Raw genomic sequence first — 16345 nt, forward strand, 5'->3', positions numbered from 1 at the left:
CGCTCAGCCCAGGAAGGAGAGCCGGACCGTCCGTCGCGGGTTGTCGCCGTTGGTGTCGATGAGTACCACCGACTGCCAGACGCCCAGCGCGAGTTGCCCGCCGATCACCGGCAGGGTGGCGTGCGGGGCGACCAGACCGGGGAGGACGTGGTCGCGGCCGTGGCCGGGGCTGCCGTGTCGGTGCCGCCACCGGTCGTCGGCCGGTAGGAGTTCGCGCAGGGTGGCGAGGAGGTCGTCGTCGCTGCCGGAGCCGGTCTCCAGGACGGCGATTCCGGCCGTCGCGTGCGGGACGAAGACGTTGAGCAGGCCGTCCCGCCCAACGGCGTGCTCGTCGAGGAACCGGGCGCAGCGGTCGGTGATGTCGAGCGCGACCTCGTGGCTGCCGGTGGTGATCTCGAAGGTCTCGGTCCGGAAGGAGGTGGAGTGGGAGGTGGTTCGGGAGTGGTTGTGGTCCGCCATGGCGCCATCCTGGCCCACGTACGGGAGCCGGTTGACCAGCCTCGCCGACTCCCCGTGCCGGAGAGGCATGTCCACGTACGCTGAAAGGTTCCGTCCAGGAACGACCAGGAACGACCAGGACCGACCAAGAGCGACCGGGGACGACCGGGTCCGGGAACACGGAAGACCCGACGGTCGCGAGGATCCGTCGGGCCGGTGCAGCTCGATGTGCGGGCGAGCGCGACGGTCGGTGTGCGACGCCCCGGGGCCGGGGCGTCCGCTCAGCCGGTCCGGCTCAGCCGCGCCCGCCGAAGAGCCCCCGCCGCAGTCGGCGCAGCGGCGCCAGCAGCTTGACCCGCGCATGGCGGCGCGCCCGCGACGTCGGGACATCGGCGCCGCGCGGCGTCAGTTCCCTTATCAACCCGAGCGCCTCGGCGGTGTCCACCGCCGGGAGTGCGGGTGCACCGAGCACCGCCAGGTGTCGCTCGATCCGGCGGCCGGTCGTGCCGACGCCGCACTGGATCGCCGGCACCCGAGGCCGAGCCCGCACTTGCATCTGTTCCATCAGTTTTCCCACCCCTACGAGGCGCCAGGGCCGTGAGGCGAAGACTATCCGTGACAGACGGCCTTCGCGCAACCGTCCTGGTGTTCTGCAACCGTACCGTGCTGCGTCAACTGACACTGCACCAGGGACCACCCGACCGATCACGACTACGCATCAATGATGGTGCACGACCAGCGGTTCGTCAGCAGGGACTTCGGGTCATTCACCCGGCGCCCGCCGCAGCGGTGCACGCCCGGCGCACAGGGTCACCGACCGTTCACCCACCGTGTCCGCCGGGCGGCGCTCGCGAGAGGCCTCGGTCCACCACCTGGGGCGATACGACTATCCGTTTAGGAAGTGAACACAACCGGGGGATTGACGCGGGCCCCGGCTCCAAGCAGTATCTCTATCGACCATGCGGGCGCGAACATCTCCGGCCGCAGTGTTCGACTGATGAAGCTTCCGGTTACCCCGTACCTACTGCCAGGCCGCCTCGACGCTGCGGCGGCCAGGTGCGGGCGGTTCCCGGACCGGCGGCCGGCCGTAGAGGGTCGGCCGGGCCGCCACCAGGCTGCCGGTGCCACACCCTTCGGGGTCCGGCACCGGCGGCTCCGGCTCCGACATCGGTGACTCCGACATCGGCATCGCGATCGGCACCAACATCGCGACCAACATCGCGACCGGCATCGGCCGCGCACCCTTCCCGCACACGGCGCCCACCCCTTTCCCACGCGGTGCCCCGCATCCGCCCTCCTCCGGTGGCCGTCACCGTCACCGCGCTCGGTAGACTCGGCCAGCGTGCCAGTCCTCCTCAGCATCGTGCTCCCGGTCCACGGGGTGGAGCGCTTCCTGCCGCGCTGCCTCGACTCCCTCCTGGCGGACGCCTCCCCCTCCGAGTCCCGCTTCGAAGTGATCGCGGTCGACGACCGCTCCCCCGACCGCAGCGGCGCGATCCTGGACGAGTACGCGGCCCGCGACCCGCGCCTGCGCGTCCTCCACCTCGCCGAGAACCAGGGCCTCGGCGGCGCCCGCACCGCCGCCCTCCCCGAGGTGCGCGGCACGTACGTCTGGTTCGTCGACAGCGACGACTGGGTGCCCGAGGGCACCGTGGCCGCCCTCCTCGACGAGCTCACCGTCGAGGTGGAGCGCGAGGGCCGCGGGGAGGCGCCCGCCGACGTCCTGCTGACCGACTTCACCCACGTCTACCCCGACGGCGGGACCGAGCCCAACCCCTGGCGGCACGTGCTGACCGGATCCCCGCTCGTCGGGGGGAGCACGCTGGCCGAGCACCCGGCCCTGTTCAGGACGGTGATGTCGGTCTGGAACAAGGTGTTCCGCCGCGCGTTCCTGCTCGGCCTCGACGTCTCCTTCGGCCGCGGCTACTACGAGGACATCTCCGTCACCTACCCGGCGCTGCTCGCCGCCGACCGGCTGCGCTACCTCGACCGCCCCTGCTACTTCTACCGGCGCGGCCGGGCCGGGGCGATCACCAGCACCGCCTCCGCCAAGCACGCCGACGCCTTCGCCCAGTACGACGCGATCTTCGCCTTCCTGGACCGGCCCGACCGCCCCGGCCGGCCCGTCCCGGAGGCGCTGCGCACCCTGGTGTTCGAGCGGACCGTGCAGCAGGCGCTCACCGTCTACGACACCCCGGGGCTGGTCCCGGTCGGCCTGCGGCCCGAGTTCTTCCGCCGGATCGCCGAGCATTTCGCCCGGCACCGCCCGGCCGACTACCGCTTCCCCGGGGGCGTGCGCGGCGTCCAGTACCGGCTCGCGGCGCGCGGCGCCCGGCGCGCGTACGCGGAACTGCGCCGCACCGGGCGGCTGCCGCGCGAACTCAAGCGCGGGGCGCGGGCGGTGGCACCGGCCCTGAAGAAGGGGGTGCGCGGCAGCGCCCGGTTCACCGCGTACAACGCCTTCCGCCGGATGCCGCTGAACCCGAACCTGGCGGTGTACGCCGCGTACTGGCACCGGGGTTACGCGTGCAGCCCGGCCGCGATCTACGAGAAGGCGAAGGAGCTCGCGCCCGGGATCCACGGGGTCTGGGTGGTGGAGAACCGCACCCAGGCGGCGACCCTGCCGGACGGCGTGCCGTACGTCATCGTCAACACCCCGGCCTACCTGAAGACGATGGCCATGGCCAAGTACTTCGTGAACAACGTCAACTTCCCCCGGACCATGGTGAAGCGGCCCGGCACGGTGCACGTCCAGACCCAGCACGGCACGCCGCTGAAGGCGATGGGCATGGACCTCAGGGACCACCCGGTGGCCGCCGACGGGATGGACTTCGAGCGACTCCAGGAGGCCGTCGACCGCTGGGACTTCCTGGTCTCCTCCAACCCGCACACCAGCGAGCACTTCGCCCGCGCCTTCCCCGGCCGCTACGAGATGCTCGACACCGGCTACCCGCGCAACGACCGGCTGGCCCTGACGACGCCGGGCGAGGTGGCGGCGATGCGCGAGCGGTTCGGGCTGGCGCCGGGACGCACCGCCGTGCTGTACGCGCCCACCCACCGGGAGGCGCGCGGCGGTTACGTGCCGCTGCTGGACGTACGGGAGCTGGCCCGGCGGCTGGGGCCGGAGTTCACCCTGCTGGTCCGGACCCACTACTTCCACACCGGCGGGCCGGGCGACCTGACCGCGGACGAGGACGCGGCGGAGATCCTGGACGTGTCGGCGCACCCGACGGTGGAGGACCTCTACCTGGCGGCCGACGTCCTGGTGACGGACTACTCGTCGATGATGTTCGACTACGCCGTGCTGGACCGGCCGATCGTGGTCTTCGCGCCGGACTGGGAGGAGTACAAGCGGGACCGGGGCGTCTACTTCGACCTGTTCGAGCAGCCGCCGGGCGCGCTGACGACGGATCCGGAGGGGCTGGCGGAGGCGCTGCTGGCCGGTGACCCGGCGCCGGCGGCGCGGGCCGACTTCCGCAAGCGGTTCTGCCCGTGGGACGACGGCGGGGCGGCGGAGCGCGTGGTCCGCCGGGTGTTCCCGACCGCCGGCTGAGGACACGACGGCCCGAGGAGACGTCGACCCGAGGAGACGTCGACCCGAGGAGACGTCGACCCGAGGAGACGACGACCTGAGGAGACGACGACCCGAAGACGCGACGGCCTGAGGACACGTTGCCCTGAGGACGCGACGACGGGGCCCCGGAATCACTCCGGGGCCCCGTCCTGGCCCGGGCGGTCGGGCCGGCCGTGGCCGGCCCTGCCGTCGTCAGCCCTGGCGCGCGGCCAGGAACTCCTCGAAGGTCAGCTCGCCGTCGTGGTTGGTGTCCATCTGCTTGATGATGGCCTCGGCCACGGCGATCGAGGTGGTGAGGTCGCCGAGCTCGCGCGCGACGACGGCGTACTCGGCGGCGGTGATGCGGCCGTTGCCGTTCTTGTCGAACTTGTCGAACGCCGCGCGGATGTCGTCGACGTCTGCCATGGGGACCCTCCTGGGGCTGATCAGCTGCTGATGTGCATTTCCGACGGCGGTACCCTACCCGGCCGTGGCGAGCGCCACGGCGGGCGGGAGTGGACGGGCTCGGGGGTGGGTGTCGTAGTCTGCGGGTCTGATCCCGGCCCGGCCGGGGAAACCGAACGCCGCTCGTCGTACCTCAGGCCCGGGCACCTCTCGGGCGTGCTCGTCCAGGGAGGGACCATGCTCGATCTCGCCACCAGGCTGGTGCTGAAACCGCTCGCCCGGGGGATCTGGCGTCCCACCATCGAGGGAATCGAGAACGTGCCGCGCAAGGGCGGCGTCATCCTCGCCAGCAACCACCTGTCGTTCATCGACAGCGTGGTGATCCCGCTCACCGCGCCGCGCCGCGTCCACTTCCTGGCCAAGGCCGAGTACTTCACCGGCAGCGGCCTCAAGGGCGCGCTGTCCCGCGGCTTCTTCGAGGGGATCGGCGCGGTGCCCGTCGAGCGCGGCACCTACCGCTCCGCGCAGGCCTCGCTGGAGCGGGCGCTGGAGATCCTGGAGGACGGCAAGGCCTTCGGCATCTACCCCGAGGGCACCCGCTCGCTGGACGGCCGGCTCTACCGCGGCAAGACCGGCGTGGCCTGGCTGGCCCTGACCGCCGGCGTCCCGGTGGTGCCGGTGGCGCTGGAGGGGCCCGAGCAGATCCTCCCGATCGGCAAGCGGCTGCCGCGCGTCAAGAAGGTGACGGTCCGTTTCGGCGAGCCGCTGCACTTCGACGAACTGCACGGCCAGGCGCGTTCGCTCAAGGCCCGCCGCCACGTCACGGACGAGGTGATGGCGGCGATCCAGCGGCTCTCCGGCCAGGAGTTCGTGGAGACGTACAACGAGGTCCCCAAGGCGGCCTGACGCCGGACGAGACGCCGGTCCGTAGCCCCCGGCGGGGGCGTCGCGCCCGTGCGTCAGGGGGCGACGGCCGTGACCGGGGACTCCCGGCGGAGCAGCGCGGCGTAGCGGCCGTCCGCCGCCAGCAGCTGCTCGTGGGTGCCGAGTTCGGCGACCTCGCCGCGCTCCAGGACGGCGATCTGGTCGGCCGCCCGCACGGTGGAGAGCCGGTGCGCGACGGTGATGGTGGTGCGGCCCTCCGCGAGGGTGTCGATGGCCTCCTGGACGGCGCGTTCGGTGCTGTTGTCCAGGGCGCTGGTGGCCTCGTCGAGGATCAGCACCGGCGGGTTGCGCAGGATGGTGCGGGCCAGCGCGAGGCGCTGCTTCTCCCCTCCCGAGAAGCGGTAGCCGCGCTCGCCGACCAGGGTGTCGTAGCCGTCCGGCAGCGCGGCGACGGTGTCGTGGATCCGCGCGGCCCGGGCCGCGGCGACGAGTTCCTCCTCGGTGGCGTCCGGCTTGGCGAAGCGCAGGTTGTCGGCGACCGAGGCGTGGAAGAGGTAGGTCTCCTGGGAGACCACGCCCACCGCGCGGGCCAGCGTGTCGAAGGACAGCTCGCGGACGTCGACGCCGTCGATGGTGACCCGGCCGCCGGTGACGTCGTAGAGCCGGGGCACGAGGTAGCTGAGCGTGGTCTTGCCGGAGCCGGTCGCGCCGACCACCGCGAGCGAACCGCCGGCCGGGATCCGCAGGTCGACCCCGCCGAGGGTGGGCCGCTCCTGCCCCGGGTCGTAGCGGAAGTCGACGCCCTCGAAGCGGACCTCGCCGCGGATCTCCCCCAGCGTGACGGGGTGCTCGGGCTCGTCGATCTCCACGGTCAGGTCGAGGTACTCGAAGATCCGCTGGAACAGCGCGAGCGAGGTCTGCACCTGGACGCCGGTGGAGAGCAGGCTGACGGTCGGGCGGAACAGGCCCTGCTGGAGCGAGACGAAGGCGACCAGGGTGCCGACCGAGACGATCGGCGCACCGCCGGCCGCCGTCATCCCGGCCGCCCAGTAGATCACCGCGGGCATGGCGGCCATCACGATCTGGATGGTGTTCATCCGCCACCGGCCGGCCATCGAGGCGCGCACCTCCAGATCGGCCAGCCGGTCGGACTGGCCGGTGAACTCGCGGGAGAGCGAGTCCGAGCGGCCCATGGTGCGGCCGAGCAGGATGCCGCTGACCGAGAGCGACTCCTGCACCGCCGAGCTCATCGCGGCGAGCTGCTTCTGGCGTTCACCGGTGATCTTCTTGCGCTCGTTGCCGACCCGGCGGCTGATCCAGACGAACAGCGGCAGGAGCAGCAGCGAGACGACGGTGAGCCGCCAGTCCAGCGCCACCATGGCGACCACCGAGGCGACCACGGCGGTGAAGTTGGAGACCAGCGAGGTGGCGGTGGAGGTCACCGTGGACTGCATGCCACCGATGTCGTTGGCGATCCGGGACTGCACCTCGCCGGTGCGGGTGCGGGTGAAGAAGGCCAGCGACATCCGCTGGAGGTGGCTGTAGACGGCGGTGCGCAGGTCGTGCATGACCCGCTGGCCGACGGTGGTCGAGATCAGCGTCTGCAGCACGCTGAAGACGCTGTTGACCACGGCGGTGGCGACCATGCCGAGCACCAGGACGGTCAGCAGTCCGGTACGGCTCTGCGGGATCGCGGTGTCCAGCACGGCGCGGAGCAGGAACGGCGTGGTCACCGAGACCACGGCGGAGGCGGCCACCAGCAGGCCGACGACGGTGAGGCGGCCGGAGTAGGGGCGGAACAACGCGAGTATCCGGCGCCACTGGGTCGGCGGGCGCGGGTCGTTCTCGGCCTGGGCGGGCGGGGTCCACTGGATGCCTTCGGGGCGCACGGTCGGGCAGCCTCCCTCGGACGGCCGGCGTGGGCGCGGCGCACGGGGGCGCGCGCCGACGGCGGGTGGGCGGTCGGGCGGCCGCCAGCATAACGAGAGAGGCTCATAGTTAGCAAAGCTAATAGTGAGACCGCCTCCGCTGTGCTGGATCGGGCCGCCCGAGCGCTTGTCCGCTTGTCCGCTTGTCCGCCCGACCGGACGCCTGGACCGCAGCCGTCAGGTGGTGCGGTACGTCCGGGCCGCCTTGGAGGAGACGCCGCCGAGCTTGCCGGACGGCAGCACCCGGGCGATCGCGACCGCCACCTTGTACCGCTTGCTCGGCACCGACACCGAACGCCCGCGGGCGAGGTCCCGCATGGCCTCCTCGACCACCCGATCGGCCGACAGCCAGCCCCAGGCCGGAATGTTCTCCGTCCCCATACCGGCCCGCTCGTGGAACTCGGTGCGCGTGAAGCCCGGGCAGAGCGCCATCAGCCGCACCCCCGAACCGCCGAGGTCCCGCATGACGCCCTGAGTGAAGCTCACCACCCAGGCCTTGCTCGCGCCGTAGGTGCCGCGCGGCAGAAAGGCCGCCACCGAGGCGACGTTGACGACCGCGCCGCGCCCGCGCTCGCGCATCCCCGGCAGGGCGGCCGTGGTCAGCCTCAGCACCGCCTCGATGTGCACCTTCAGCATGTCCAGCTCGTCCTGCAGCGGCACGGTGGAGAACGCACCCCGGTTGCCGAAGCCGGCGTTGTTCACCAGCAGGTCCACCGGGTGGTCGTCGTCGGACAGCCGGGCCTCGACGTCCGCGATGCCCTTGTCGGTGGCGAGGTCGGCGGTGAGCACCTCCACCTCCACGCCGAACTTCCCCCGCAGGTCCGCGGCGGAGCCCTCCAGCCGCTCGGTGTCCCGGGCCACCAGGACGAGCCGGTAGCCGCTCCGGGCGAACCGGCGGGCGAAGGCGGCTCCGATGCCGGCGGTCGCGCCGGTGATCAAGGCAGTGGTCATGCAGCGACCGTACCTACTCCCGGGTACCCGCGACAGCGCTGCGCGGCAGCACGGTGCCTCTTCGTGACGACCGTCACGGAGCGTACTGCGCTGGCGCCGGACGGTTCGTGCTCGTATCGTCGGTCGAGGGGGCATCGCCGGGCCTGGCGATGGAACTTCGATGAGGAGGCACCCGATGCTTGCTCAGACCACCCGAACCACGCGGGCGACGCTCGCCACCCAGGCCGAGATCGACGCACTCGGCACGTTGATGACGGAGGACGAGGCGGCTGTCAGCGACGCGCCCACGTACCGTCCGGAAGCCGCTTCGCTGCTGCTGCTGGCAGGCGCGCTGCTGCTCTCCCCGAAGCCGCCGAAGGAGCGGACGCGGTAGCCGAGGCCGTCGGTAGTCGGACACCGACCGCAGTCGGAACCGACGGCACGGGGCGACGCACGGAGTCCCGCCGCGCCTCGGCCCCGTGACACCGCTAATCCCCCTTCAAGGAGAAGCACGCAACCATGCCAACCGCCGATCTCTCGCTCCGCGACGAATACGCCGCAGCGGTGGAGCGGCTGGCGGGCCGCACCCTCGACGCCCTCCGGGGAGTCGAGGGTGCGGTCGCGCCCGCGCCCACCTTCCCCGACACCGGCCCCGTGCCGCGTCCGCTGCTCGCCGCCGCCCGGGTGCTCGGGCCGGACGTGCTCGCACCGCAGGCGCTGAGTGGGACCTGGACCGGGGCCGGGGCCTGGACCGGGGCCGGGGCCGGGGCCGACGAGCAGGCCGTCCTGCTGCTGGCCGAGGCCCACCGGGCCTTCCCGCCCTCCGCGTTCCCGGCACCCGGGCACGCCGCGGGTTCCGGTACCGGTGCCGGTGCTGACGCCAACGCCGGTGCCGACGCCGACCGTGCCGCCGGCGCCGCCCTGGTCACCGCGTGGCGGGACTGGGCCACCGCGACGCTGCTCGCCCGGGCCCTCGGACCGGCCGCCGACGCACTGCTCCCCGGGCCGGACGACGGACCGGACCACCACGCCCCGCAGCCCGGCCACGCCCCGCGGCCCGAACCGCACGCCTGGCAGGCCTGGTCGGTGCGGATGGCCCAGCTGTCCGCCCTCGCCCTGCCCGGCCTCGACGGCCCCGTCCACGACGCCGCCCGCGAGCACAGCCTCGACCTGGCCCGCGGCGCCGTCCGCTCCGTGCTGCGCTGCGACCAGCGCGTCGCCGCGCGCCTGACCCGGTGGCTGGCCTGGCTCGCCGCCGACGGCCGGGAACTGCCACTGGAGGTCGAGCCCATGCTGGACCGGATCCGGGCCGTCGGCGACGGCAGCGCCCGCACCGCGCTCGAACTCGCCGTCGCGGAACGGCTGCTCACCGGAGGATCGAGATGACTGACCATCAGATCCTCGCCAGCGCCCAGCAGTTGGGATCACGGGCGATGGGGTGGCTGCACTCCTGCCACGAACGCGGCTTCGGCCGGCTCCCCGACGACGTCACCATCGACCTGGCCGACCCGAACAACGCCTACAAACCGCTCGCCGAGTCCGCGCTGGCCGCGTCGCTCGTCCTGCGCGACGGCGTCACCGGCCCGCACGACGCCCGAATCGCCCGCGAACTCCTGGACTTCGGCTGGTCCCAGCTGCAGGAGGGCAACCTCCTGTACGAGCGGCTGCTGCGCTATCCGGTGATGACGGACCCACTGGAGACGTACGTCCACTTCGCGCGCGCCGGATACCGGCACGCCCCGCTGGAGGAGCTGCTGGAGTCGCTCGCGAAGGTGCGCGGGATCCAGGCCATCGAGATGATGCCCAACCGGCGACTCGCCCTCGCCAACGCGCGCCGGGTGATCGGACTGCGCAACCAGCCCGACGACTGGCCCGCCCTGACCGCCCGGACCTGGCTCGGCGCCACCCCCGAACCCTGGGCGATCGACTGGCTGACCGGCTACCACATCACCCACGCCGTCTTCCATCTCACCGACTGGGGCGCCCGGCCCGAGCACATGCCCGAGCCGATGCGCGACTACGTCCGCAACTGGCTGCCGGTCTGGGTCGACACCTGGCTGGAGGTCGGCCAGTGGGACCTCGTCGGCGAACTCCTCGTGGTCGACTCGTGCATCGGGGAGCCCGTCACCGGGGCGCAGGGCTGGGAGGCGCTCGCCGCGATCCAGCGTGAGGACGGCCTGATCCCCCGGGAGAGCGCGGAACCGGTCTCGGACGACCCCGAGCAGGCGTTCCGCGACCACGAGCACACGGCCGTCGTCGCGGTCGTCGCGGGCACGGTCACGCTCTCGCGCGCGCTCGGCGGCGCGGCGGTCCCGGCGTGAGCGCGCGATGAGCACGACGGCGGCGCGGACGGGGAGAGCGGTGGCGGTACCGGTCGGCCTCGGCACCGATGGTCCCGGCCGGGAGTCGCTCGCCGGACTCGTCCGGGCCGCCGGGCCGGACGCCACCGCCGTCACCCTCGCGGTGGCGGTCGGCGACCGGGCCGCCGTCCACTGCCACGGCCGGACCGCCCGCGACGGCGAGCCCTGCACACCCGACACCGTCCACGAACTCGGCTCCATCAGCAAGACGTTCACCGCGCTGCTGCTGGCCGAGCTGGCGGCCCGCGGTGATGTCTCCCTGGACGACCCGGTGCAGCGGCACCTCCCCGCCGACTGGCGCCCCGCAGACGTCCGGCGCGACGGCCCGATCCGGCTGATCCACCTGGCCACCCACACCTCCGGCCTGCCACGGCTGCCTCCGGGCCTGCTGACGAGCGCCGTCCCCGCCTGGTTCACCAACCCGTACGCCGGCTACGACGAACGGCGGGTCCGGGCGGGACTCGCCGGAACCACCGTGCGCCACCCGCCCGGTGAGCGGTACCGGTACTCCAACTTCGGCGTGGGCCTGCTCGGTCGACTGCTCGCCGAGGCGGGCGGCAGTCCCGGGTACGCCGACCTGCTCGCCGAACGGGTCGGCCGGCCGCTCGGGCTGCGCACCGTCACCTGCTCCCCCGACGCGCCGCACCGCGCGACCGGTTACCGCGGCGGGCAGCCGCTTCCGCCCTGGCGGATCCCCGGCCTTCCGGGGGCGGGCGCCGTCCGGGCCGGGAGCGCGGATCTGCTGCGCTTCCTCCGTGCCCATCTGGAACCACCGGGCGACGGCCCGCTCGGGGCCGCGCTCCGGGACGTGCAGCGCCCGCGGTTGCGGCTGCCTCGCTCGGGCGACCAGGTCTGCCTGGTCTGGAACCACCGCCGCACGGCGGACGGCCGTGACCTCTTCTTCCACTCCGGCGGCACCCGCGGGTTCACCGCCCTCGTCGGCTTCTGCCCGCAGACCGCCACCGCCGTCGCCGCCCTCACCAACACCGGGCCGACGGTCACGTCCTCCTTCACGCAGACCGCCTACGACACCTTCAAGCAGCTCGCCCGGGCGGACGGGGAGCGGCGGTAGGGCGCGGGGGGCAGACGCTGGGGGTACGACTGACAGATAACAGCTGACAGATTTCAAAATCTGTCAGCTGTTATCTGTCATCTGATATCTGTCAGTTGTCAGCTGTCACCCGCCGTCCGCCCCCGGTCGCCCGTCAGTGGTGCTCGGACCGCGCGGCGGTGTCGGCGGCGCCGCCGGGGCCGACCGGGCGGAGGCGGGTGGCCGCGGTGGCGGCGAGCTGGGGCGCGAGCTTGGCCACGTCGCGGGAGCCGACCGTGGCGATCAGCGACGGCAGGACCCAGCGAACCGGCTGCATACCGCGCGACCACGCCTGGGCGTAGACATGGGCGGAGCGCCGGGCGATGCCGGCGACCAGACGGTCCACCGCCGGCTCCAGCGGGTAGGTCTTGTTCGCCGGCCACGGCAGGCGGGACCGCATCTGCTTGAGCACGGTGTCCTCGTCGGCACCGCGCACCATGTCGGTGTCGGTCCAACTCAGGTACCCGACACCGACCTTCACGCCCTGGTGCGCGACCTCGGCGCGGATCGCGTGGGCGAACGCCTCGACCCCGGCCTTGCTCGCGCAGTACGCGCTCATCAGCGGCGCCGGGGTGAGCGCGGCCAGCGAGGCGATCTGCAGGAGGTACCCGCGACTCTCGGTGAGGGCCGGCAGGAAGGCCCGCGCCGTGGCCACACTGCCGAGCAGGTTGACCTCGATCACCCGGCTGAACGCCCGGTGGTCGCTGTCCAGCAGCGGGCCGCCGAGGGCGATGCCCGCATTGGCGACGACGGCGTCGATCCGGCCGTAGTGCGCCTTGATCCGCTCGGCGAGCCCGGTGAGCGCCTCGACGTCGGTGACGTCGGCCTCCCACATGGTGGCGTCCGGGCCGCACTGCGCGGCGACGGCCTTCAGTTCCTCCGGCTCCAGGCCGACCAGCGCCACCTTAGCGCCGCGCCGGGCGAGGTTGCGGGCCAGGGCGGCGCCGACGCCGCGCGCGGCTCCGGTGACGACGGCGACCTGGGCGGAGAGCGGCGGGGTGGTGGTCATGCGACGGCGGTCCTCTCGGAGTCGGCAGTGGCGGGGGCCTCGGCCGCGACGGCGCGCGGACCCGAGAGGTGGGTGGTGGCCATCCGATCGATCTCGGCGGCTATCTCGGCCGGCCGCTCGATCGGCGCCATGTGGCCGACCCCGGGCAGCAGGAGCAGCCCCTGCGGGTCGGCGAGCACCGCGACCATGCGGTGCGCGAGCGCCGGCGGGGTGAGCCGGTCCTCGGCGCCGACCACGACGGCCGTCGGCGCGGTGAGGCGGGCCAGCCCCGGCCGGACGTCCAACCCGTCCAGCACCCGGGCCCAGTTGGCGCGGACGCCGGTCGGGCAGGCGTGCACCATCCGGACGGCCACCTCGGTGCGCTCGGCGGGCGAACTCGGGCCCATGATCGCGTACTTGAGCCCGGCCCGGCTGACCGGCCCGACCGGTCCGAGCGGCAGCCGGGACCGCAGGATCTGCCGGTGCAGGAAGCGGCGCAGCTTCGGGGAGCGCACGGCGTCCGGGACGACCCGCACCTCGCCGATGAGTTCGGCCGCTCCGGTGGAGATCAGCACGGCGGCCGCCGTGCGCTCGGCGACCTCGGGTCGGGCGGCACCGGCCATCACGGTCATGCCGCCCATGCTGTGGCCGGCCAGCACGGCCCGCCCGCCCTCCGGGACCACCCGGGTGACCACCGCGGAGAGGTCCTCGGCCAGCGCCCGGGTGGAGTAACGGGCCCGGCTCGGCGGAATCTCGCTCCGGCCGTGGCCGCGCTGGTCGTACACCACCACCCGGTACCGGTCGGCGAGCCGGTGGATCACCGGCGCCCAGAAGTGGGTCGAGCAGGTCCAGCCGTGCGCGAGGACGACGGTCGGCGCCCCCGGCTGTCCGTGGACCTCGACGTGCAGCCGTGTACCGTCGGCCGAGTGGACGGCCAACTCCTCGGCGGGGGCGGGCTGGAGGCAGTCGGCGGGGATCGGCGGGCGGCTCATACCCTGGCCTCCTCGGCCTCGGCGGTGTTCAAGGACGGCGCGGCGCTGCTGTTCTGACGAAGGATCAACTCGTACTCGGTGAGGTCGACCTTGCGGGTGGCGCGGCGGAACGAGGTGGTCGAACCGGGCCAGAGCACGGTGTTCTTGCCGCTCCTGTCCAGGTACCAGCTGCGGCAGCCGCCGGTGGTCCAGACGGTGCGGTCCATCCGGTGCTGGAGTTCGAGGTTCCAGCGGCGCTGCGCCCGGGCGGTGGGCTGCATGGCGGTCGCGCCGATCTCGTCGAGCCTGGTCAGCGCGTCGATCATGTAGTTGAGCTGGGACTCGATCATCAGGATCATCGAGCTGTTGCCGAGTCCGGTGTTGGGGCCGATGACGAAGAAGAAGTTGGGGAAGCCGTGCACGGTGGACCCGCGCAGCGCCTCCATGCCCTCCTTCCACTCCTCGGCGAAGCTCGTGCCGTTGGCCCCGAACACCCTGGATCCCATGGGCATGTCGGTGACGTGGAAGCCGGTGCCGAAGACGATCGCGTCCGCCTCGTGCTCGCTGCCGTCGGCGGCGACCAGGGTCGAGCCGCGCACCTCCCGCAGTCCTCCGCCGACCACCTCGGTGTTGGCGGCGGCGAGCGCCGGATAGTAGGTGTTGCTGAGCAGGATGCGCTTGCAGCCGATCCGGTAGTCGGGTGTGAGCCGGGCGCGCAGGGCCGGGTCGGCGACACCGTCGGCGATGTGCCGTTCGGCGAGCCGCTGGACCATCTTGAGCAGGCCGGGCCGCCGGACGAAGGCGTCCACCTGTAGCTCGCGCAGCGCGAACAGGGTGCCGCGGCGGACCTTGGCGGTCAGCGGGAAGCGGTCGTGCAGCCGCTTCTCCAGTTCGGTGATCGTCCGGTCGCGACGCGGCAGGACCCAGGCCGGGGTTCGCTGAAAGACCGTCAGTTTGCCGACCTGCGGCTGAATCGCCGGGATGATCTGGGCGGCGGAGGCGCCGGTGCCGACCATCGCGACGCGCTTGCCCGCGAGTGGGTAGTCGTGGTCCCAGCGGGAGGAGTGGAACACCTTGCCGGGGAAGGTGTCCAGGCCGGGCAGGTCGGGGATCTGCGGGTCGGCGAGCGGTCCGGCGGCGGCGACGATGGCGTCCGCGGTCCAGCGGCCGGCCGTGGTGGTGATCCGCCAGTGGGTCCGCTCGACGTCCCAACGGGCCTCGGTCACTTCGGTGTTGAAGCGCAGGTGGGGGCGGAGACCGAAGACGTCGGCGACCTTCTCCAGGTAGGCGCGGATGTCCGGCTGGCCGGAGAAGCTGCGCGGCCAGTCGGGGTTGGGGGCGAAGGAGAAGGAGTAGAGGTGCGAGGGGACGTCGCAGGCGCAGCCGGGGTAGCTGTTGTCGCGCCAGGTGCCGCCGACCGAGTCGGCGCGCTCCAGCACGACGAAGTCGGTGATGCCGGCGCGGCGCAGCCGGATGCCGGCGCCGAGGCCGCCGAAGCCCGAGCCGATGACGGCGACCCGGACGTGCGGGACCGCCGGCTCGGTCGCCGCGCCACCGGTCGCCACGCCACCGAGGGCCGTCTCGCCGGAGGCCGTCTCGCCGGGGGCCGTCCCGCCGGGACTCGCCTGGTCGGATGCCGCCTGGCTCGGGGCGGACGCGTCGGAGGCTCGGGGGCGGGGGCGCTTGGTGCTGGATGCCATGCGGCGTCCTCCTGAGGGTGGGGGACCGTGGGGCGCACGTCGCCGCTGCTCGGCGCGGCGCGGCTCGCCAACCGTGCCAGCAATCACTGGCACGGTTGGCAGGTTAGCCCTTGCTGACACTTGATGGAAGAAGGCTGACCGACCCGATCGGGCGAACCGCGGTCCTATGCTGAGCGCCGTGGACAAGGTCGAAGCTGCTGGCGAGGACGGGCAACGCGAGTTCCGGGTGGCGGAACTGGCCGAAGCGGCCGGGATCACCACCCGCACCCTGCGCTTCTACCGGGAGCGGAAGCTGCTCCAGCCACCCCGCAAGGAGGGGCGGATCGCCTGGTACGGCGAGGCCCACCTGGCCCGGCTGCGGATGATCGCCGAGCTGCTGGAACGCGGCCACACCCTCGGCGGGATCGCCGAACTGATCGGCGCCGGCGAGAGCGGGCGGGACGTCGCCGAGCTGATCGGCCTGGAGGCGGCGCTCGTCGCGCCCTGGTCCGACGAGACCGCCGTCCACCTCGACTGGGACGAACTGAAGGCGGCCTTCGGCGACCAGCTCACCGAGGAGAACACCGCCGAGTCCATCGACCAGGGCTTCATCACGGTCGAGGAGGACGGGATCACGCACGTCAGCCGCCGGCTGATGGACTCCACGACGGCTCTGGTCGCGGAGGGCGTACCCCTCTCGGCCGTCCTGGAGGCGAGCCGGCGGACCCAGGAGCACGTGACGGCGATCGCCGAGATCTTCACCGCCCTGGTGCGCGAGCACGTGCTCGGCGCACTGGCGGCCGACAACCCCCTGCCACCCGGCGAGGCGGCCCGGCTGACCGACCGGATCCTCCGGATCCGCCCGCTCGCCCGCACGGTCACGGACGCCCAGTTCGCGCTGGCCATGGACCGCCGGGTGCGCGCCGAGTACGACGAACTGCTCCGGCAGCGCCTGGAGCACCGGGAGAACGACTGACGTCCGACAACCTCGGGCTGACAACTGACAACTGACGGATATTGAAATCTTTCATCTGTTATCTGTCAGCCCCCCGGCCGCCGGCCCGTGCTTCCGCGCGCGGGCGTAAGGATCCGTGCCACCGGGCAGGGATGAGCCGCCT

The 16345-nt window shown here is 72.9% G+C and carries 16 protein-coding genes; 7 read left to right on the plus strand and 9 right to left on the minus strand.

The features are described 5' to 3' along the window. Positions 1–3: 3 nt before the first annotated feature. From ACFP3U_RS10230 to ACFP3U_RS10240, 3 genes are all read right to left on the minus strand, one after another. Positions 4–459: a YjbQ family protein gene (locus tag ACFP3U_RS10230; protein WP_380225010.1), complete on the minus strand. Its 456-nt coding sequence runs from the start codon at positions 457–459 to the stop codon at positions 4–6. Between the two features lie 274 nt (positions 460–733). Beyond that, positions 734–1003, minus strand: a complete 270-nt coding sequence (locus tag ACFP3U_RS10235; protein ID WP_380225011.1) for a hypothetical protein — start codon at positions 1001–1003, stop codon at positions 734–736. A gap of 456 nt (positions 1004–1459) precedes the next feature. Further along, positions 1460–1606 carry a hypothetical protein gene (locus ACFP3U_RS10240; protein ID WP_380225012.1) on the minus strand — a complete coding sequence of 49 codons (147 nt, stop codon included), beginning with the start codon at positions 1604–1606 and terminating at the stop codon, positions 1460–1462. Positions 1607–1780: 174 nt separating this feature from the next. Here ACFP3U_RS10240 and ACFP3U_RS10245 point away from each other — a divergent pair, with 174 nt between their 5' ends. After that, positions 1781–3991, plus strand: coding sequence for a bifunctional glycosyltransferase/CDP-glycerol:glycerophosphate glycerophosphotransferase (locus ACFP3U_RS10245; protein WP_380225013.1), 2211 nt, complete (start codon positions 1781–1783; stop codon positions 3989–3991). Between the two features lie 213 nt (positions 3992–4204). Here the strand turns inward: ACFP3U_RS10245 and ACFP3U_RS10250 are convergent, their stop codons facing one another. Continuing rightward, positions 4205–4417 carry an EF-hand domain-containing protein gene (locus ACFP3U_RS10250; protein WP_380225014.1) on the minus strand — a complete coding sequence of 71 codons (213 nt, stop codon included), beginning with the start codon at positions 4415–4417 and terminating at the stop codon, positions 4205–4207. 216 nt (positions 4418–4633) lie between these two features. Between ACFP3U_RS10250 and ACFP3U_RS10255 the strand changes: the two genes are divergently transcribed. Further along, positions 4634–5302: a lysophospholipid acyltransferase family protein gene (locus ACFP3U_RS10255; protein ID WP_380225015.1), complete on the plus strand. Its 669-nt coding sequence runs from the start codon at positions 4634–4636 to the stop codon at positions 5300–5302. Between the two features lie 53 nt (positions 5303–5355). Here ACFP3U_RS10255 and ACFP3U_RS10260 read toward each other — a convergent pair whose 3' ends face one another. Together ACFP3U_RS10260 and ACFP3U_RS10265 are read right to left on the minus strand one after the other, a co-directional pair. Then, positions 5356–7170, minus strand: coding sequence for an ABC transporter ATP-binding protein (locus ACFP3U_RS10260; RefSeq protein WP_380225016.1), 1815 nt, complete (start codon positions 7168–7170; stop codon positions 5356–5358). A 216-nt stretch (positions 7171–7386) separates the two neighbouring features. After that, positions 7387–8160: an SDR family NAD(P)-dependent oxidoreductase gene (locus ACFP3U_RS10265; protein WP_380225017.1), complete on the minus strand. Its 774-nt coding sequence runs from the start codon at positions 8158–8160 to the stop codon at positions 7387–7389. A 175-nt stretch (positions 8161–8335) separates the two neighbouring features. Between ACFP3U_RS10265 and ACFP3U_RS10270 the strand changes: the two genes are divergently transcribed. From ACFP3U_RS10270 to ACFP3U_RS10285, 4 genes are all read left to right on the plus strand, one after another. Further along, positions 8336–8533, plus strand: a complete 198-nt coding sequence (locus ACFP3U_RS10270) for a hypothetical protein (protein WP_380225018.1) — start codon at positions 8336–8338, stop codon at positions 8531–8533. 125 nt (positions 8534–8658) lie between these two features. Next, positions 8659–9525, plus strand: coding sequence for a hypothetical protein (locus ACFP3U_RS10275; protein WP_380225020.1), 867 nt, complete (start codon positions 8659–8661; stop codon positions 9523–9525). Continuing rightward, the gene (locus tag ACFP3U_RS10280; protein WP_380225021.1) at positions 9522–10460 is read left to right on the plus strand and encodes a DUF6895 family protein; all 939 of its coding nucleotides are present in this window, start codon (positions 9522–9524) and stop codon (positions 10458–10460) included. The genes ACFP3U_RS10275 and ACFP3U_RS10280 overlap by 4 nt, the downstream gene beginning before the upstream one ends. A gap of 7 nt (positions 10461–10467) precedes the next feature. After that, positions 10468–11571, plus strand: coding sequence for a serine hydrolase domain-containing protein (locus tag ACFP3U_RS10285; protein WP_380225022.1), 1104 nt, complete (start codon positions 10468–10470; stop codon positions 11569–11571). Between the two features lie 133 nt (positions 11572–11704). Here the strand turns inward: ACFP3U_RS10285 and ACFP3U_RS10290 are convergent, their stop codons facing one another. Genes ACFP3U_RS10290 through ACFP3U_RS10300 form a run of 3 tightly spaced genes read right to left on the minus strand, consistent with a single transcriptional unit; the run spans position 11705 to position 15248 of the window. Beyond that, the gene (locus tag ACFP3U_RS10290; protein ID WP_380225023.1) at positions 11705–12598 is read right to left on the minus strand and encodes an SDR family oxidoreductase; all 894 of its coding nucleotides are present in this window, start codon (positions 12596–12598) and stop codon (positions 11705–11707) included. Further along, positions 12595–13569, minus strand: coding sequence for an alpha/beta fold hydrolase (locus tag ACFP3U_RS10295; protein WP_380225024.1), 975 nt, complete (start codon positions 13567–13569; stop codon positions 12595–12597). Before ACFP3U_RS10295 ends, ACFP3U_RS10290 begins: the two co-directional genes overlap by 4 nt. Beyond that, positions 13566–15248 (minus strand): flavin-containing monooxygenase, encoded by a 1683-nt coding sequence (locus ACFP3U_RS10300; RefSeq protein ID WP_380225025.1) that lies wholly within the window; start codon positions 15246–15248, stop codon positions 13566–13568. Before ACFP3U_RS10300 ends, ACFP3U_RS10295 begins: the two co-directional genes overlap by 4 nt. A 166-nt stretch (positions 15249–15414) precedes the next feature. On the opposite strand from ACFP3U_RS10300, the gene ACFP3U_RS10305 reads away from it, so the two are divergent. After that, a complete protein-coding gene (locus ACFP3U_RS10305; RefSeq protein WP_380225026.1) occupies positions 15415–16203 on the plus strand; it encodes a MerR family transcriptional regulator in 789 nt (262 codons plus the stop codon). Positions 16204–16345 lie beyond the last annotated feature (142 nt).

Origin of the sequence: Kitasatospora misakiensis (assembly GCF_042656005.1) — a bacterium.
Taxonomy (GTDB): domain Bacteria; phylum Actinomycetota; class Actinomycetes; order Streptomycetales; family Streptomycetaceae; genus Kitasatospora; species Kitasatospora misakiensis.

Bases quoted from the DNA above. Each gene is read 5' to 3' on its own strand.
- ACFP3U_RS10230 (WP_380225010.1), bottom strand. From the start codon at position 459: ATGGCGGACCACAACCACTCCCGAACCACCTCCCACTCCACCTCCTTC.
- ACFP3U_RS10235 (WP_380225011.1), bottom strand. From the start codon at position 1,003: ATGGAACAGATGCAAGTGCGGGCTCGGCCTCGGGTGCCGGCGATCCAG.
- ACFP3U_RS10240 (WP_380225012.1), bottom strand. From the start codon at position 1,606: ATGTCGGAGCCGGAGCCGCCGGTGCCGGACCCCGAAGGGTGTGGCACC.
- ACFP3U_RS10250 (WP_380225014.1), bottom strand. From the start codon at position 4,417: ATGGCAGACGTCGACGACATCCGCGCGGCGTTCGACAAGTTCGACAAG.
- ACFP3U_RS10255 (WP_380225015.1), top strand. From the start codon at position 4,634: ATGCTCGATCTCGCCACCAGGCTGGTGCTGAAACCGCTCGCCCGGGGG.
- ACFP3U_RS10265 (WP_380225017.1), bottom strand. From the start codon at position 8,160: ATGACCACTGCCTTGATCACCGGCGCGACCGCCGGCATCGGAGCCGCC.
- ACFP3U_RS10270 (WP_380225018.1), top strand. From the start codon at position 8,336: ATGCTTGCTCAGACCACCCGAACCACGCGGGCGACGCTCGCCACCCAG.
- ACFP3U_RS10275 (WP_380225020.1), top strand. From the start codon at position 8,659: ATGCCAACCGCCGATCTCTCGCTCCGCGACGAATACGCCGCAGCGGTG.
- ACFP3U_RS10280 (WP_380225021.1), top strand. From the start codon at position 9,522: ATGACTGACCATCAGATCCTCGCCAGCGCCCAGCAGTTGGGATCACGG.
- ACFP3U_RS10285 (WP_380225022.1), top strand. From the start codon at position 10,468: ATGAGCACGACGGCGGCGCGGACGGGGAGAGCGGTGGCGGTACCGGTC.
- ACFP3U_RS10290 (WP_380225023.1), bottom strand. From the start codon at position 12,598: ATGACCACCACCCCGCCGCTCTCCGCCCAGGTCGCCGTCGTCACCGGA.
- ACFP3U_RS10295 (WP_380225024.1), bottom strand. From the start codon at position 13,569: ATGAGCCGCCCGCCGATCCCCGCCGACTGCCTCCAGCCCGCCCCCGCC.
- ACFP3U_RS10300 (WP_380225025.1), bottom strand. From the start codon at position 15,248: ATGGCATCCAGCACCAAGCGCCCCCGCCCCCGAGCCTCCGACGCGTCC.
- ACFP3U_RS10305 (WP_380225026.1), top strand. From the start codon at position 15,415: ATGCTGAGCGCCGTGGACAAGGTCGAAGCTGCTGGCGAGGACGGGCAA.